This window comes from Pelatocladus sp., from assembly GCF_059505505.1.
The window spans coordinates 1-18,528 of sequence record NZ_JCACKS010000250.1 but is presented as its reverse complement, the minus strand read 5'-3'; the positions used below and the strand labels follow the sequence as shown (position 1 = coordinate 18,528).

Sequence of the window (18,528 nt, the reverse complement as noted above, 5' to 3'; positions counted from 1 at the left end):
TAGGATCGCAGTTACGGACATAGATATGGTGGTAGCACCATTTAGAAGCTTCTAAAAAATAAGGCGCTTGTTAAGAAAGACTTTAGCAAGTGCCTTATCATTGATTGATATTGGCATCACCTTTGCAAGGAGCGATCGCCTTAAAATGATCATAATAATAAAGCTGTCGCGGACACAAAATCCACGACAGTAACACAGTCTTTCAACACTTAGCTTAATTCAACTCAAGCATTATCCTCTTTCCAAAAAGAGATATGTATCTATCTGCTGGTTAATCAATTGTTAATTTATTTTGTAAGTATAAATACACATAGAAATAGTTTGCGACCTCCGATTTTCGCTCAAAAGTGGCGATCGCTTGCGGTTGGTTTGGTAAAAAGATGACACCCTGAAAATATACAAATTCAGTTAGCGCAGGCAAAAAATCAGCCTGCGGTCTTCTGCACAACCGTAATGGTGATAACAGTATTTGTGATCTTAGCGGAACATACTACTTACAGAGCTATCTTCATGAATTCGCCAAATCGTTTCTCCTAAGAGATTCGCCACTGACAATACCTGTAATTGCGAAAAGCGATCGCTCTCTGGAATGGGAATTGTATTAGTGACAATCACTTCCTCAAAAATCCCGGTTGACAAGCGCTCAATTGCAGGAGGGGAGAATACCGCATGGGTAGCACAAGCATATACCTGACGCGCTCCTTCTTCACGAAGTAGCTTGGCTCCTTCTGTAATTGTGCCGCCAGTATCAATCATGTCATCTACTAGCACTGCTGTTTTTCCCTGCACATCACCGATAACATTCAACACTTCAGCGACGTTGTGAGCCTGACGACGCTTATCAATAATTGCCAAGGGAGCATCATTGAGCTTTTTCGCAAATGCTCTTGCTCTTGCCACACCGCCAACATCCGGGGAAACTACTACAATGTCAGACAGTTCTTTGCTAACTAAATAATCCAGGATAACTGGTGAACCATACACGTGATCTAAAGGAATATCAAAATATCCCTGTATCTGTGCTGAATGCAAATCCATGGCTAAAATCCGGTTAGCACCCGCTTGGGTGATAAGGTTAGCAACCAGTTTGGCAGTAATTGATTCTCTTCCTGCTGTTTTTCTGTCAGCACGAGCATAGCCATAATAGGGAATTACTGCTGTTACCTGTCGAGCCGATGCTCGCCGACAAGCATCAATCATGATTAGTAATTCCATTAAATGATCATTTACAGGTTGACAACTAGGTTGGATTAAATAAACATCACAACCCCGAATAGATTCCTGAATCTGAATGTAAAGCTCTCCGTCGGCAAATCGCTTGCGGATCATGGGCCCCAAGTCCATGCCTAGATAACGAGCTACTTCTTGAGATAAGGGTATATTAGCAGAACCAGAGAACAGCCGCAGGCGATGATTTTCAGCTATTCCTGTTGCAGTTGATGGCAGTTTTAAAGTTGCAGTACTTAGCACAGCAGATCCTCGATGTGCATTCATGGCAATATTATCATCAGATATTTAGATTGTTTAAGAGCAATAGTCCGAAAAAAATTTGTGAGTTTTGTTGAAGCTTTCATCAAAACTTGATACATTCCTCCATGAAACTACAAGGTTTTCATTTTTCTGTTTTTGTGGTAAACGCACTTTTATTAGCTCACACCTGTAGTCGAGAGTTTCAACTCGTTCTAAAAACCTGAAGTCTCATGTAGATTTGTTGGACGGACTACTTTACTTTTTTGCACCCTATTTACAGATAGGAGAAGATTACTCTAGTTTACTTGTAATGGTAAAAACACCTATGAATGAATTAATTATAGTCGTCTAGATATTTTATGATACTAGCTGCAAATAAATAGATTACCAGACTTGCGAGATACTTTTCCATCACTAAGGAAAAAGAAATTATATAGAAGCTCACAAAGCAACGGGAACTAAAATAGGGATTTTTTGATCTTTTTTACTATTTTCTACCCAAAAGAGGAAGATAAAATCAAATCAGCTTTAGCTAGGTTTGAGTAAGTATATTCAAGCAGAGTGAAAATAGATATAAGCAAGTGTATTAAGATTTTATTTAAAATACATACAATTACAACACTTGACAAATTACAACTGTTGGATATGATTTTTGCGGGTGAGTTCCTCCGAGTAGTGCCGTTACACTCAATTAACTAAAAGATGCAACCACCAATTTCAACTGGTACTGTTTTGCAAAACCGTTATCAAATTATTCAAATTCTGGGTCAAGGGGGATTTGGTAGAACCTATCTGGCAGAAGACCAGAGACGCTTCAACGAACTTTGTGCCATCAAAGAATTAATTCCTAACACAACAGATCCTATTGCTTGGCAAAAGGCACAAGAGCTTTTCCTCAGAGAAGCAAATATTTTATATCAAATAGAACACCCGCAAATACCAAAATTCCGGGAAAGATTTGAACAAGACCAACGATTGTTTTTGGTGCAAGACTATGTAGCTGGTAAAACATACTATACGTTGCTGGATGAGCGTAAAGCTGTTGGTAGTGCATTCACAGAACAAGAAGTGTTAAACTTGATGCGCTCTTTGTTACCAGTCTTAGAACATATTCACAGTCGAGGCATTATTCACCGGGATATCTCACCAGACAATATTATTTTGCGTGATCTTGACAATCAGCCTGTATTAATCGATTTTGGGGTGGTAAAAGAACTCGCGACAAGATTACAATCTGCTAATCCGACAGTGCCAGCAACTTATGTCGGAAAATTGGGTTATTCCCCCAGTGAGCAAATGCAAACAGGACAAGCTTACCCCAGCAGTGATTTGTATGCACTAGCAGTGACAGCAATAGTATTGCTGAGTGGCAAAGAACCTCAAGAATTATTTGATGAAAATCTCTTGACTTGGAATTGGCAACGCTGGGTAGTAGTGAGTCCACACTTGACTCAGATTTTAAATCGGATGTTGAGCTTTAGACCGAGCGATCGCTTCCAAAATACAACCCAAGTAGCACAAGCATTAGCATCTGGAGGACAACAAACACCCCTAGTTCCAGCCTCCATACCAGTTGCGTCCAACCCCAAAATCTCTAACGTACAAACAATCCCTGTCGGTCGCCCTCCTAATCCAGGATCAGCATCCACGCATGATACATCTAATAACACAACTCCAGAACCTGCCAGTAAATCATTTTTGGATAATCCATTAGCAGTTGGATTGATTACTGTTGCTGTGGTGAGTATAGCAGGAATCGGCTCTTGGGCGGTGGTGCGTACTATTCGCGGGACACCATCAGCACAACCAACTGAAGTACCAACACAAACTTTTCCTTCTCCAGTAGTTCCTGACGGTTCTACAACTTCACCCACACCCACAGTTACACCCACGACAAGCGAGCCGACAATTGTCAGTAGACGCCTCACTTTAGATACATCTGGTGTCACCCAAGTTGAGGGTACAATCACAGACAATCAAATCATCCGATACACATTCCGAGGTCGGCAAGGGCAAAATATAATTGCATTGTTAACACAAGAAAGCGGTGTTGTATTAACAGTTTTAGGCCCAGATAGAGAACCAATTAACAACTCTGCTAAAAATGCTACTTTCTATCAAGGTACATTACCAGTTAATGGTAGATATGCAATTGATTTAACTCTACCTCCAGGAATTACTGAAAGCGACTATAACCTCAGTATCCAATTAGAAAGCCCACTTCAGCCTACACCCACCGAAACCCCAACAGAAACACCCACTGAAATACCCACCGAAATACCTACTGAAACACCCACCGAAACACCCACCGAAACACCCACCGAAACACCCACCGAAACACCCACCGAAACACCTACTAATACTCCATTTATACCTGTTCCCAATCAAAATCCCGATAATCAACCGACTGATGGCACGTCTAACCCATTGCAAAGAAGATGAGAGTTTGTAGTAAGCAATGCGCGTGCTTAAAAAATAAGGACTTAAGTCCTTACTACAAACTTGACTAACAAATTGTTAGTTGTTAGTGGTTAACTACTCTCGATAGGTTGATTTAACGATAATATATTGACAATATTAAAACAGAAGAAGCAGCTAGTAATAATTCAAACTTCCTCCACTAACTACTATCTACTAACCATTAACTATTACAATTGAACGCACTACTAATCACTGGAACAGATACAGAAACAGGCAAAACTGTTTTAACAACAGCATTAGCAGCCTATTGGCAAAAATATTGTTCTGTCCGTAGTTTGGGTATTATGAAACCCATACAATCAGGAGTGGGCGATCGCGAATGGTATCAACAACTATTTAACTTGGAACAATCTCCTGATGAAATCACACCTTTGTATTTTCAAGCACCTCTAGCTCCCCCAATTGCCGCAGTTCAAGAAAATCGCCATGTAGATTTAGCAGTAGTCTGGCAGGCTTACACAGCGTTATGTGAGCGTCGAGATTTTGTCTTAGTAGAAGCATTAGGTGGACTAGGTTCACCTGTAACTGATGAATTTACGGTAGCAGATTTAGCAGGCGAATGGCGCTTACCTACGGTATTAGTAGTACCAGTCAGATTAGGTGCGATCGCTCAAGCAGTGGCAAATGTCGCATTAGCAAGACAAACACGAGTCCAATTGCTGGGAATTGTTCTAAATTGCGTCCAACCCCGTACAGATGAGGAAATCGCCAACTGGACGCCAGCAGACTTAATTCAGTCTTTGACAAATACCCCAGTTTTAGGCTGTTTACCCTATTTAGAAGACCCAGCAGATATAGACAAACTTGCACAAGTAGCTTCAGATTTAGATTTAGAGCGTTTGTTAGTTATTAGTTAGGGAACTCTTAACAGGGAATAGGGAACGGGAAACGGCGAACAGCTTAAAGAATGTGTAATGAAACCTATTAGTCATTAGCAAAGAACAAATGACAAATGACAAAGAACAAATGACAATCCCGATTCACAATATAAATAACCGACAGCAATTTAAAGAAAATGGTTTCGACCTTTCCCAACTCTACCAATATTGACTTATCTCGCGTTCGCCTTTCGATTCGCTCATTGCAACCGCAATTAGTAGAATGGCGACGTAGATTACACCAAAAACCAGAACTCGCTTTTCAAGAAAAACTCACAGCTGAATTTGTCTCCCAGAAATTACAAGAATGGGGAATTGAGCATCAAACAGGTATTGCTGATACTGGTATTGTTGCGATTATCCGGGGTGAAAAACCAGCCAATGAAAAAGTCTTGGCGATTCGTGCGGATATGGATGCTTTACCCATACTCGAACAGAACGAAGTAGCGTATCGTTCTCAGCATGATGGGATCATGCACGCTTGCGGACACGATGGACATACTGCGATCGCTCTTGGTACAGCTTATTATCTCCAGCAACATCGTCAAGACTTCGCCGGGACTGTGAAAATGATCTTCCAGCCAGCAGAAGAAGGCCCAGGAGGCGCAAAACCAATGATTGATGCTGGGGTGTTGAAAAATCCTGATGTCGATGCCATTATCGGTTTGCATCTGTGGAATAATTTGCCTTTGGGAACCCTGGGTGTACGTGCAGGTGCGTTAATGGCAGCTGTCGAAACCTTTAACTGCACCATTTTTGGTAAAGGCGGACACGGCGCAATGCCTCATCAAACTGTAGACTCAGTAGTAGTTGCAGCCCAAATCGTCAATGCTCTACAAACAATAGTGGCTCGCAACGTTAATCCGATTGATTCAGCAGTGGTGACAGTCGGTGAACTTCATGCTGGTACAAAGTGCAATGTGATTGCAGATACAGCGAGGATGAGTGGCACTGTTAGGTATTTTAATCCAGTATTGCGCGGCTTTTTCTCCCAGCGTATTGAGCAAATTATTGCTGGAGTTTGCCAAAGTTTTGGTGCTAATTATGACTTTCAGTACTGTGAACTCTACCCAGCCACAATTAATGATGCAGGGATAGCGCAATTAGTGCGATCGGTTGCGGAAGAAGTGGTAGAAACGCCTGTGGGTATTATACCGGAGTGTCAAACAATGGGCGGTGAGGATATGTCCTACTTTTTGCAGGAAGTTCCTGGTTGTTATTTCTTTTTGGGTTCTGCTAATCAACAGAAGAATTTAGCTTATCCTCATCATCATCCCCGTTTTGATTTTGATGAAACAGCATTGGCGATGGGTGTAGAGATGTTTGTTCGCTGTGTGGATAAGTTTTTGAATTAATTAAGTATACAAAGAAATAAAAAAAGCCCCGGCGATTGGAAATCGCGGCTACACAAACAAAACCCGCCTACGCGGGTTTCAATTATTTAGTTCCCAAGTTGAAATCAGAGAGTTTTTGTTGATGATTAATTGGTTGATTTTTAATGTAGTTTGCTACTTTATCTATACCATCATGGCTAATAGTAAAAGCATCATAGCTACCTTTCCATTTAAAAAATTTGCCTGCTTGGATTTCATAAGTAACTAAATGGGAAGAACTACCTTTGATTTGTTTAATTAAATCAGATATTGTTATGGTTGTGGGAAAACCTGTCAAGAGATGTACATGATTTTCTATTCCACCAATGGCGATCGCAGTGCATCCGAGTTTTTCACACTCCCCAAGAATTGCGGCATAAATAGGGCTTTGAATATCTGGTGTAATTAAAGGTGACTGCTCATTTTATGCTTAAATACAACACCAAACATTATTTCGCTATTTTAAATATGCTTAGGCTCTAAGAATTAAAATATTTAAAGAGAGAAGATTTTTTTTGCTATAATATCTAATCTTGTCGTTATTTTATATTTAACTTATTTATGGAGGATCTAAAACTTAAATTCGCTGATTTATTTTCTGGCATTGGAGGGTTTAGGTTAGCTTTTTCAAAAGCTAAGTATGAGTGTGTATTCTCCTGTGAAATTAACGAGGAATGCCAAAAAGTTTACTACAAAAATTTTGAAGAAATTCCCGCTCATGATATTAGAAAAATTGACATACAAAATCTCCCCTATTTTGACGTTCTAACAGCAGGTTTTCCTTGCCAGCCCTTTAGTATCTGTGGAAGAAGGAAAGGTTTTCATGACACCAGAGGAACATTATTTTTTCATATTTGTGAAATAATTGAGCATGTTCATCCTCCTGTAGTTGTACTTGAGAATGTTAAGCATATATTACATCATGATAAAGGTAGAACATTAGAAGTAATATTGTATGCTTTAGAAGATTTAGGTTACGTGGTTAACTATGAAATATTAAATTCTAAAGATTTCGGATTACCGCAAAATAGAGAACGAGTAATTTTCGTTGGTACTAAAAATAAAAAATTTAATTTTGGTTTGCTCAGAAAAACCCACCCATTCCCAATTCTAAGAACATTTTTATGTGATTCAGGAGATTTTGAATACTTAAATCCTCAAGAGTATACGCTGATAGATAATCCTAAACAACAATCCTCTGGTTTGATTTTTGTGGGATACCGTAATAAAAACATTTGGAAAACTGGTATTAGACCAAACACGGAACATTTATCCAGAGTTCACCATCAACCAAATAGAATTTATTCTATAGATGGAGTACATCCAACAATACCATCTCAAGAGACTTCAGGTAGATTTTTTATTTATATACCAGAAGAAAATTTAGTTCGGAAATTAACAATTAGAGAATGTTACAGAATTATGGGTTTTCCTGATAGTTTTAAGACCCATAGTAATTTAGGAGAATGCTATAAACAGATAGGCAATTCTGTTGCTATACCAGTAGTTCATGAACTTGCTAATCAGATTCAAGAACAAGTTTTCTCCTCTCAAAAGATGGAAGATGAAACCATCAGTCTTAATAAAAAAAATAATACTGAACAAGCAATTCAACTAGAGCTACATTTAATAATGAATCACAAAGAAAAATTTCTACAGATTTATAAAATCACATCTGAACTTGAATTTAATCAAATACAAGTTCCAGAAGAGTATCAAGCGTATGTTGCAGAAATTGCTAAAAACTGCTTTATGAGAAAAGGGGTTTATACAGCATTAATTACTCTTTTAGTACATAAAATTTTGCATCCATCTCAGGATATTAGATATCACCAGGCTGAAATGCAAGATGGTTTTTCCGCAAGAATTATAGATACAAAGTACATCACTCCTACATTGACGGAGTTAGGACTACCTGCAATGGCCGAAAGTGGTTGGTTAACTCGCTCTCTTGAACAACCATACCCTTATACTTTAAATTACAACGGAAATATAACTCCTAAACCTCTAAAAATCGCCTTTTTAAATATAATTGATTTTGTACAAACATCTCCTGAAAAAGCTGAAGATGTGTTAAAGCTGCTTCTTAAATTGGTCAGAGCAGCTAAAAATGATAGCGTTGTTGAAATCATTAAACTAACGAATTATGAAAAACTAGATATAAAAAATGTAGTAAATGCTTTAGAAGAACATTTTAATTATGACTATAAAACTGTTGGTGGTTCAAAATTACCTGTTATTGCTTTCTATGCTATCTATCAACTTTTAATTAGAGAAATCTCTAGATATAGTTCATGTAAGTTAAGAAAGTTAGGTAGTCATACAGCCTCTGATAGAACTGCCAAGACTGCTGGAGATATTGAAATATTAAACAAAAATAATGCTCTAATTGAAGCTATAGAAGTAAAGCATGGTCAAGAAATAACTTTGCAATTCGTTTACCGAGCTAAAGAGAAAATTATTAGATATAATCCTAGTAGATATTACATTTTTGCTTCAAAAGATATCAGGCAATCAGAGTCAGATAAAATCAACAATTTAATTAAAGAAATCGCATCTGAACATGGATGTCAAGTAATTCTTAATGGAATTATTCCTACAATCAAATATTATTTGAGGCTAATAATGTCTGTTACAGACTTTATTGATGGATACTCTCAACTCATAGAGTCAGATAACGAAATACAAAAAATTCACAAAGAAAAATGGAACGAAATATTAACTAGATTAGTGATTGATGAATAAGAAAATGATGTCTTAAAAAATGATTCTATTCTATAGCAGTCTGAAATGAGAGCCGTGGTTCGCAACCCAAGTCATCGGTTAATAATCACAGAGGTTTGGATTTATTGTGACATAATCATACAAACCTCAATAATTTCTTGATTAAAAGTATATTTTGGGAGCTATAGCTACCACTTGCTACGAAGCCTTGGCTTGCAAAGATTTTAGCAACTCTGTATTCACTCCCGATTCACGAGTTAGGGAAATTTTGCCAGTGCGCGCAATTTCCTTCAAACCAAATTTTTGTAATACCTGGACGATCGCGACCATTTTTCCTGGATCGCCAACAACTTCCAAAGTCAAAGAATCTTCGGCGACATCTACTACTCGCGCCCGGAAAATTTGCGATAACTCGACTATTTCCGAACGAGTACTGCTGGTAGCATTCACCTTGAGTAGCATCAATTCGCGTTCTACACAGGGAGTTTCAGTAATATCCTGCACTTTGAGAACGTTAATTAGCTTGTATAGCTGCTTGGTGAGTTGTTCAATCACCCAATCATCACCGGGTACAACCATTGTGATCCGAGAAACTCCTGACTGTTCTGCTGGGCCCACTGCAAGACTTTCGATATTAAAGCCACGACGGGCGAATAAACCAGCAATGCGGGAAAGAACACCCGCTTCATCTTCTACAAGTACTGATAGGGTATGTTTCATTGTTGCCAAGAGAAGCTAGGGAGAGGAGAGATTATATATTTTAAACTGAAATGCCCCTCTCAAATAATACTATTGAAGTTAAAAAGCATCTCTGAATCAAGCAAAGGTAATGCTTGTACAGGATATTGTTTCAACCAGTCTTGAAATGATCGCCCACCCTCTTCAATATACTTATTTAATTCTGGTAAACAGCGACGGCGATAGAAACCACACAATGGTTCCCATCTATTATTTCTATAAACCAAAGCTGCGATCGCTTCTTCTGGTACTTGCTCTAATCCAGCTATCCACTCTTGCAAAACTTCCACTCGCAAATTAGGTAAATCACAAGCCAACAGCAACACCCAATCTGTTTTTACCTGCGTCAATCCTTGAGAAAACCCCACCAGTGGTCCATGAGTTTTTGCTTCATTACCAGTTTCTTCTGGTAAAAGTACTTCCCGAACAAACTGGCTTTTGGGTGGTAGCAAATCTTGATAACGTTCCGGCCAGGGAGTCACCACGTAAACTTGGTTTGTACAAGCTTCCGCAATTTGACAGATTCGTTGCAGCATCGGGACATCTTCAATGGGGATCAAAGCCTTATCCCTACCCATACGCGTACTCTTACCGCCTGCTAAGATGATGGCTGTTAATTGGTCATTTGTCATAAATCAGTGAACAGTTAACAGTTACCAGTTTAATTTGATAACTGATAACTGATCTCACCCTCTCACCTGACTTTGGCGAACTTGCTGCAACATTTGCTCTACACTTGCTGCTGCTGGTAGGCATTTTAATCCTTGACAGACTAAGCCTACACTGTCTTCTGGTAGTTTTGATGCGATCGCCAACACAACACTTGGTAAATATTGAGACATAAGCGAGTGTATTTGCTCGGTGGTGGTACGAATCAGAGTGCTGTTGCGATAACAATCCAAAGCTGTAAATAAACTCGGACAGGCTTGGGGATGGTTGCTCATTACACTTCGGAATGCTTTTAAGCCTTGTTCTGCTAAATCTAAATAATGTAGATTATCTGTAAACAAAGCCAGACGCACAAGATTAGCGATCGCTACTCCATTGGCTGAAGGTGTAGCGTTGTCTGCATAACTACGTTCGCGCACGATTAAATCTTGACTCGCGTCAATTGAGGCGTTAAAGTATCCTCCTAATTCCACACTCCAGAGATATTCGTCAAATTCTTCTTGGAGTGCGATCGCTCTTTCTAACCATTTGTTTTGTTCTGGACTACAAGTTTGTAAATCCAGCAGTGCTTTGATAAACAAGGCGTAATCTTCGGATTGAGCTAATACGGTTGGTTGATTTTCATAATTCAATCTCTGGAAACGCCCATCGACAAACTGATGATCTAAAATGAAATCTGCGGCTGTGGTTGCTAGTTCCAAATAATCAGGTTCTCGGAAAACAGCATACGCCCTTGCCAAGCCGGAAATCATCAAACTATTCCAAGCCACAATCATTTTAGTATCTGTCACCGCCGGAATTCGACCAGGCCAGTTATGAGATTTAGCTTCTTGGTTGTTGCGTGCTGGAGGAAATGTTTCAAGTGATTCGGGGATCGTACCGTAACGCGCGACAAATAATTTCTTGAGGGCTGTTTCTACGGTTTCATTCAGTTCTCCACTATGGTGTCTTTGTAAGACATTTTGACCGTCAAAGTTACCGTTAGCGGTGACTGTAAACTGTTGTTGTAATTGTGTGAGTTCTTCAGCACTCAGCAGTTGTTCTAATTCACTGAAAGTCCAGACGTAAAAAGCTCCTTCTTCTGGTTCTGATCCCTCGTTCTCCCCCCCTTGGTAAGGGGGGGTAGGGGGGGTAAAACTATCAGCATCTTGAGCTGCATAAAAATAACCTTCAGGTGAGGTCATTTCTCTTTTTAACCATTCGACAGTATGAGCGATCGCTCTTTTGAAAGCAGGTTCTTCTATACCTGTACTCCAAAGATTTGCTAGATACTCCACAATTTGACCATTGTCGTAGAGCATCTTTTCAAAATGTGGTACTGTCCAGGTGGGATCAACAGTATAACGGTGAAATCCTCCGCCCACATGATCATAAATACCGCCTAATGCCAAGTCTAATCCCCGTTGGGTACAAATTTGTTTGCCATCATATTTAGATGTCACCTCAAATCGTGTTCCCCGTAATGCTAATTCTGCGTAGGGGATCATGGGGAAGCTATTACCGTGCTGCTTGGGAGTAATGATCCCTGTACTGGTTTCCCAGCCTTTTTGTAATAACTCATTGTCTTGAGTTGGGGTAGTACCTTGTTGTTCCAATACAGCAGAGGTGAGGAGAGATTCAAGAATTACTGCTTTGCGATCGCGCAAATCTTGTTTTTCTGTATCGTAGTAGCGGCGAATTGCTTGTAAAACTTGTAAAAAACCAGGACGACCGTAGCGTGGTTCAACTGGAAAGTAAGTACCTGCATAAAAAGGTACTAAATCATCTGGAGATAAAAAAGTATTTAAAGGCCAACCACCCTGACCACTCATCATCTGCAAAGCTTGCATGTAAATACTGTCAATATCTGGCCTTTCTTCCCTATCTACTTTAATCGGGATAAAATTGGCATTCATATACTCAGCAATGCCCAGGTCAGAAAATGCTTCTCCTTCCATAACAGTACACCAGTGACAACTGGAGTAACCAATGGAGAGGAAAATCGGTTTATTCTCTGCTTTTGCGGTTGCAAGTGCTTCGTCGCACCACGACCACCAATCAATCGGATTTTCGGCGTGTTTGCGGAGGTATAGACTTTTTGCTTCAGCAAGGCGATTAGTCATGATTAGACACTAGTATTTGCCTTCTCTGTTCAGTCTACCTCGAAAGATTTTAGATTTTAGACTTGTCGTGAGCCTTAACCGAACGATTTTGGATTTTGGATTTTAGATTAAAAAATGATGATTAATAATTTTTTTGGTAGTTGGTAGTTATTGAGAATAAACAACTACCAACGAATAACTGACACTAAATCAATATACATTTGATTCAACCAGTGATTTTTTAGTTTAAAGAACGCAAGAACGAACTGGCCACTGGTGTAAGCACCGTACCAGAGGGAGGTGCTGCTTTGGTACTCATTGTAGTGTTTGTATTCAGTCCAACGATCAAGTGCAGTAAGAAGGTAATAATAGCAGCTTGTAACAATTTTTCTAGCATGACAGCTTCCTCTGTTTCGGTGGCTCTTTTTTAAATTGGGTATGTTCTCCTGGATGCACCTTGTACTAATGATTTACCCCATTAAGTAGATATATCAGGAATTTTCTCAGTAAAAATATGACAATTTTTACAAAACTATTAAAAAATAATACTGGCTAACAGCCGAATTAATAGGGTAAGCACCATCTGCTATTTATGACTACACGGTGGTTAAGATGGTTTCGCAAAACAATCAGCCTTTGTAATCGATAGAATGTATCTACATTAGTTACAAGCTGGCTAAATGATTCCTATCGTTATTGAACAATCAGGTCGTGGCGAACGCGCCTTTGATATCTACTCACGCCTTTTACGTGAACGTATTATCTTTTTGGGACAAGCGATTGATGACAACGTTGCTAACTTGATTGTTGCCCAACTACTGTTTTTAGATGCCGAAGATCCAGAGAAAGACATATATATGTACATCAATTCTCCTGGCGGTTCGGTAACAGCAGGAATGGGTATTTTTGATACTATGAAGCACATCCGCCCAGATGTATGTACCATCTGTACCGGATTAGCAGCGAGTATGGGTGCTTTTCTCCTGAGCGCAGGTAATAAGGGTAAAAGAATGAGTCTTCCCCATTCTCGGATTATGATTCACCAACCCTTGGGTGGCGCTCGTGGACAAGCAACTGATATTGAAATCCAAGCCCGCGAAATTCTCTACCACAAGCGACGGCTAAACGAATATTTAGCCGAACATACCAGTCAGCCGTTAGAGAAAATTGCCGAAGACACAGAAAGAGACTTCTTTATGTCACCCGAAGAAGCCAGAGATTATGGCTTAATCGACCAGGTGATTGATCGTCACGCTGCTGGTAGCCGTCCAATGGCGGTTGTATAGTCAGAAGTTGGGGTGTAAGGGTATAAGGGTCTAGGGGTGTAGAGTTTTTACTCTACCCAATCCCCTATACTCCCATACCTCTACACCAAGCAAATGTGCTTTATTTTTGTGTAAGTAAATAGTAATACAGCTGAGGTCACTAATTTTTAGATATCGCAGCTTTACTTTACTGTCCAGTCTAAGGGTTAGTTTTGTATTATTTTTACTTATTATATACCAGTCTCATCTAAAATTCCATCTTTTTTAGTTGTCATTTGTAGTAACTATTCATCATTGACCATTAACTAATAATTAATCAAAATCCCACTAGTGGATCTACAGGTGTAGGCTGGGATTCTAAATATTTGAGGAAATCACGTAATTCTTCGGAATCAAGTAAATGGCGCGATCGCTTACCGTAGGTTTGAATTAAATAGTCTCTACCCTGTTCAGTTGTCCAACTCAAGCGCTGCATTTCTACACCGATTTTGGCGATATCATCTGATTGATCCACTGGTCCACTTTTCTTCTTTTTCTTCGTTGTCGGTGCGGGTGGCGCAGCTACTACTTCTTCGGTAGGAGTATTGTGATAACTGCGTTGGGGAAATGGTGTGACGTTACTAGAATTAATCTCTGGTAATGGTTGGTCTTCACTCTGGTTGCTAGAAATTTCCTCAAAGTCTTCTGCTTGAATATCCAAGGGAAGTTCCGGTTGTGCGATCGCAGTCAAATTTGGCTCTAAATCCTGGCTATCGGTATCAATTGTATTTATTGAAGAAGTTGAAGAAGTTGAAGAAACAGTTGATTGAATGGGTGTGCTTGCTTGTGTTTCCAGGCTTAAGGTATCGATGGGAGTTTGGGTGAAAGAAGAGACGGGGACGCACAGATGGTCAGAAGCAGAGACATTTTCTTCTGTTTGAGCTGGTTCACTACTTTTGCTAGTCTTAACATCAGTTACGCTCTTAGTCTCAATCAAACTTTCCGTCTGTACTTGTGAGGTAGTAGCGATTCCCAAAACCATCAAAGCCCTAGTTCTGGCTTGATCTTCTGCTTCCTCTACTGTTACGGCGGCTGCCATACCAGTAGCGCGGGTGATACCTTCTATTTGTAAGCTTGCCCGAACAATATATTTACCATGATAAATTTGCACTAATTCAGAGATTAAACTAGCTGTGGGATACAAGCTCTGAAGTTGAGCCAACATCATAATTTCACCAAATCAACGTCAGAATAATTTCAAGTCAGAAGCAACAGACAACAGGATAAGATATTCAATCAGCAGGATGATTTTACCCAATTGACAAAGCTGATAACTAATTAAGTATTGCTTTGGAGTTACCCACCCATTCTGTTTTATTTATCTTGTGGATTCACTATTGGGTATGGCTCTATTTTAATAGATTGATTCACTGCCTTTAACTTTACACCAGCAAGAATTCCCTTGTACCCCGCACCCTGAAATTGATAAATGCAACCCTGAGTTACCGAAATTGTATTAAAAACTTGGGTATACTGATTGTAAAATAAATTTTTTTGGGTAAATTATTGGCTACCACAAACTTACTTTAAGTGTTATTGCGAGCAATGCTATACTGTTTACCCAATTTAATATCCAGAAATCTTTTCTGGAAGTACGACTAAATCTACAATAATGAAGTAATGGTTCGTGCTCACAGATTATTAAGCTGCTACCTAGTTGTTACTGATTCTACATATGGAACATTTAGGTTGATCAGCAGTTTCTCCTAGTGAAAAATCAGAGTCTAATCGCGTAAAGTACCTTTCAACTAGGCAATTGAACACCTGTGGTTTCCCCTGCGTAGCGAGTTTGGGCGGTTCTACTGAGAACGATCCAAACACAGCCTCTCAAAAACCCGTTGCGTCACAACCTAGTAGGGTAAAATCCGGTATGAGGACTGCCTTGTCAGATTGGCCAAGTGAAGGGACTTGAACGAACTGGTACTCAAAAGATGATTGTGTAGCGCCCTACCTGTTGGGAAGTTCGTTTACCGCTAGTGTCTGTGGGTCGTGAGGTAATCAACCAAGAACCAAATTCAACAATGGACACGTTACAAAGGTGGAGGGGAACCCCCACACAAAACTGTCCTCAACAAAAAAAGATGTTTTGACCAAAGGTCGGTTCACTGCATGGAATTTTCAATCGCTACACTCCTTGCCAATTTCACTGATGATAAATTGGTAGCTCGTAAACTTCTAGAAAAGAAACTTGGTTGTGAAGATGAAGAAAGTTTACAGACACTTCACATCATCTTGGAGGTATTGGAGAAAATTGGCATTTTAGTAAAAGAACGCGGTAAGTATCGCCGCATTACAGAAGAAGGGCTAATAGAAGCAAAGTTACGCTGTTCCAGCAAGGGCTTTTGCTTTGCAATTCAAGATGTAGAAGGAACTGAGGATATTTACATTCGAGAAAGCCATTTGAGTAATGCTTGGAATGGCGATCGCGTTTTAGTGCGGGTTCTCAAAGAAGGTAGTCGGCGTCGTTCTCCTGAAGGAGAAGTGAAATTAATTTTAGAACGATCCAATCACACTTTACTCGCACGCATCAAACAAGTAGAAGTGGGCTATCGAGCTGTACCTTTAGACGATCGCCTGCTATTTGAACTGAAACTTTACGCCAATGGTCTAAAATTACAAGAAGCGATCGACCATCTGGCTCATGTGGAAGTTCTACGTTACCCACTAGCACAGTATCCGCCACTAGGGCGAGTTGTGCAGATCCTCGGAAGTGATGCAGAAGCAGCAGCTGATATTGATTTAGTCACCTGCAAGCATGACCTTTCCCGTAGTTTCTCAGATAACGTCCAAGAAGCAGCTACCAAACTACCAAAAAGGATTTTAAAGGCTGATCTCAAAGATCGGCTGGATTTACGTAACAAGTTTACTATTACAATACTGAGTAACAACACTGATACAAAAACAGTAGAAAATGCTTTCTCCTTAGAAACAAATAATGCTGGTAACTTGCAATTAGGCTTTCATATTCCTGATGTTTCACACTACGTACAGCCAGATGAAGCACTTGATCGGGAAGCACTCAGACGAGGTAGAACAGTATACCTTGGTGATTTAGTGTTGCCAATGTTACCTGAAAATGTAATAGAACGGTGTTCTCTAGTATTAGGAAGCGATCGCCTCAGTCTTTCTTGTCTAGTTACCTTTGATTCGCAATCAGGAGAGGTACTGGATTGGGAAATTCAACCTAGTGTAGTGAAAGTAGATGCTTCAGTAAATACTCAGCAAGCAGAAACTATTCTTCATGGTAAAAAAGTTACCAAAGTCCCTACTGAAGCAGTAGAAATGCTGCAAGAATTGAAAAAATTGCAGATGTTTCTCAAACAACAACGCACCTCTCGTGGAAGTTTGCAGTTAAATCTGCCCACAAATAAAAATCCCTTCTATGATGAAGGTATTCTTGGATGCGTAGTAGAAAAAGATTCACCTGTGCGATCGCTACTTACAGAATTCGTATTACTGGTAAATCAAATCATAGCAAACCACATGAGTGCTTTAGGTATTCCCAGTATTTGGCGAGTCCAAGGCGCACCTGATCCCGAAGATGTACAAGAGATGCTGAAACTGGCGATCAATTTGGGGATCGAATTATCACTAGAGCCAGATATTGATATTCAACCCCTAGATTATCAACAATTGACAAGAGTGTTTGCTGAGTCATCATCTGAGCAAGTTTTGACTTATTTATTGCAAGATACTCTCAAACAAGCAGCTTACAGCACCAACAAAGCACCCCACTTTGGTTTGGCACTACCAGAATATGTCCACTTTACCGCACCCTTGCGACGTTACCCAGATTTACTGATGCAGAGGGTATATTACGCACTAATCGAACACGGACGCGATCGCCGCAACACCCGTGTCAAAGAGCGTGTGAACTTGCGTTCTTCTAATAGCCACGGGGAAATTAACTGGAATGTCTTACCACCAGAATTGCAACAAGAGTTGCAAAGCGAACTGACAAGAGTAATTACCCAAATCAACGACAGAGAAAAAGAAGTTCAAGAAGCCGAAGCTGACTTAGAGGGTTTGCAAAGAGCCTCTTTAATGAAACAGCGTATCGGCGAGGTTTTCAGTGGTGTGATTACAGGCGTCCAATCTTACGGATTCTTTGTGGAAATTGAAGTCCCACCAAAAGATGATGCTGATGATCACAACGTACCTTTACGAGTTGAAGGATTAGTACACGTCAGTTCCCTGAAAGACGATTGGTACGAATATCGCGCCAGACAACAGGCGTTGTTTGGACGCAAAAATCGCGCTTCCTATCGACTAGGCGATCGCGTTGCTGTACAAGTTAAAAGCGTCGATTATTACCGTCAACAAATTGATCTAGTCACAGTCGGTAGTGATGGTATTCCTTATCGCTCAGATATCAGTGCAACTGGTGAAGAATCAGATATGTACTTACGTGGCGATATGGAACCAGATGATTTAGAACCCTATGAAGACGATGAATAAACTTTAGGGATCGGGGAAAGGGGAAAAGGGATTGGGGATTCTCCAGAGGAAACGCACTGGCTCACCGCTTGCGCGTCTACGCGAGTGCGGTGGACAGGTACTTTTAGAAGCCGCTACGCGTCTACCCCAACATAAAGCACCTGGCGAACCCAAAGGTCTTCTCACAGAGTACGGGGAGTAGGGATCGAGGAGACATATCAATTCAAAATTAACGCATTGGGAAGAGGGACACGGGGGACACGGCGGACAAGGGAGAATAATTTAACAAGTCTTTTTCCCATACCCCAATCCCTTTTCCCCCTTCGCCCCTAATCCCCACTCCCTTGGGGGGAGTGGGGGCCCCGAGTTCCCC

At 40.2% G+C, this 18,528-nt stretch carries 12 protein-coding genes and 1 pseudogene; 6 read left to right on the top strand and 7 right to left on the bottom strand.

The annotated features are described in order from the left end of the window. Positions 1 to 477: 477 nt before the first annotated feature. Complete coding sequence (locus AC5JMK_RS25650) at positions 478 to 1,494, bottom strand: ribose-phosphate pyrophosphokinase (RefSeq protein WP_096677468.1); 1,017 nt, start codon at positions 1,492 to 1,494, stop codon at positions 478 to 480. Positions 1,495 to 2,172: 678 nt separating this feature from the next. On the opposite strand from AC5JMK_RS25650, the gene AC5JMK_RS25645 reads away from it, so the two are divergent. The 3 genes from AC5JMK_RS25645 to AC5JMK_RS25635 all read left to right on the top strand — a co-directional run bounded on the left by AC5JMK_RS25645 (position 2,173) and on the right by AC5JMK_RS25635 (position 6,184). Next, a complete protein-coding gene (locus tag AC5JMK_RS25645; protein WP_495911285.1) occupies positions 2,173 to 3,912 on the top strand; it encodes a protein kinase domain-containing protein in 1,740 nt (579 codons plus the stop codon). Between the two features lie 212 nt (positions 3,913 to 4,124). Beyond that, on the top strand, positions 4,125 to 4,808 hold the full coding sequence (gene bioD, locus AC5JMK_RS25640; protein ID WP_096677470.1) for a dethiobiotin synthase: 684 nt from the start codon (positions 4,125 to 4,127) through the stop codon (positions 4,806 to 4,808). A 158-nt stretch (positions 4,809 to 4,966) separates the two neighbouring features. Further along, positions 4,967 to 6,184: a M20 metallopeptidase family protein gene (locus AC5JMK_RS25635; protein ID WP_096677471.1), complete on the top strand. Its 1,218-nt coding sequence runs from the start codon at positions 4,967 to 4,969 to the stop codon at positions 6,182 to 6,184. Positions 6,185 to 6,262: 78 nt separating this feature from the next. Here the strand turns inward: AC5JMK_RS25635 and AC5JMK_RS25630 are convergent. Next, positions 6,263 to 6,623, bottom strand: a pseudogene (locus tag AC5JMK_RS25630) (IS200/IS605 family transposase); the annotation flags it as partial. Between the two features lie 140 nt (positions 6,624 to 6,763). Between AC5JMK_RS25630 and AC5JMK_RS25625 the strand changes: the two are divergent. Next, positions 6,764 to 8,947 (top strand): DNA cytosine methyltransferase, encoded by a 2,184-nt coding sequence (locus AC5JMK_RS25625; protein WP_495911284.1) that lies wholly within the window; start codon positions 6,764 to 6,766, stop codon positions 8,945 to 8,947. 177 nt (positions 8,948 to 9,124) lie between these two features. On the opposite strand, the gene ilvN is transcribed toward AC5JMK_RS25625, so the two are convergent. The 4 genes from ilvN to AC5JMK_RS25605 all read right to left on the bottom strand — a co-directional run bounded on the left by ilvN (position 9,125) and on the right by AC5JMK_RS25605 (position 12,811). Next, the gene (ilvN, locus tag AC5JMK_RS25620) at positions 9,125 to 9,646 is read right to left on the bottom strand and encodes an acetolactate synthase small subunit (protein ID WP_096677472.1); all 522 of its coding nucleotides are present in this window, start codon (positions 9,644 to 9,646) and stop codon (positions 9,125 to 9,127) included. A gap of 59 nt (positions 9,647 to 9,705) precedes the next feature. Continuing rightward, positions 9,706 to 10,296, bottom strand: coding sequence for a molybdenum cofactor guanylyltransferase (locus tag AC5JMK_RS25615; protein WP_495911283.1), 591 nt, complete (start codon positions 10,294 to 10,296; stop codon positions 9,706 to 9,708). A gap of 54 nt (positions 10,297 to 10,350) precedes the next feature. Then, positions 10,351 to 12,435 (bottom strand): thioredoxin domain-containing protein, encoded by a 2,085-nt coding sequence (locus tag AC5JMK_RS25610; protein ID WP_495911282.1) that lies wholly within the window; start codon positions 12,433 to 12,435, stop codon positions 10,351 to 10,353. A gap of 220 nt (positions 12,436 to 12,655) precedes the next feature. Next, positions 12,656 to 12,811 (bottom strand): QAALIT motif small membrane protein, encoded by a 156-nt coding sequence (locus tag AC5JMK_RS25605; RefSeq protein ID WP_495911281.1) that lies wholly within the window; start codon positions 12,809 to 12,811, stop codon positions 12,656 to 12,658. Positions 12,812 to 13,094: 283 nt separating this feature from the next. Between AC5JMK_RS25605 and clpP the strand changes: the two genes are divergently transcribed. Then, on the top strand, positions 13,095 to 13,700 hold the full coding sequence (gene clpP / locus AC5JMK_RS25600) for an ATP-dependent Clp endopeptidase proteolytic subunit ClpP (RefSeq protein ID WP_096677475.1): 606 nt from the start codon (positions 13,095 to 13,097) through the stop codon (positions 13,698 to 13,700). A 295-nt stretch (positions 13,701 to 13,995) separates the two neighbouring features. On the opposite strand, the gene AC5JMK_RS25595 is transcribed toward clpP, so the two are convergent. Beyond that, positions 13,996 to 14,883 carry a slr1353 family protein gene (locus AC5JMK_RS25595; RefSeq protein WP_096677476.1) on the bottom strand — a complete coding sequence of 296 codons (888 nt, stop codon included), beginning with the start codon at positions 14,881 to 14,883 and terminating at the stop codon, positions 13,996 to 13,998. 944 nt (positions 14,884 to 15,827) lie between these two features. Between AC5JMK_RS25595 and AC5JMK_RS25590 the strand changes: the two genes are divergently transcribed. After that, on the top strand, positions 15,828 to 18,176 hold the full coding sequence (locus AC5JMK_RS25590) for a ribonuclease R family protein (RefSeq protein ID WP_096677477.1): 2,349 nt from the start codon (positions 15,828 to 15,830) through the stop codon (positions 18,174 to 18,176). The last annotated feature ends 352 nt before the right edge of the window (positions 18,177 to 18,528 follow it).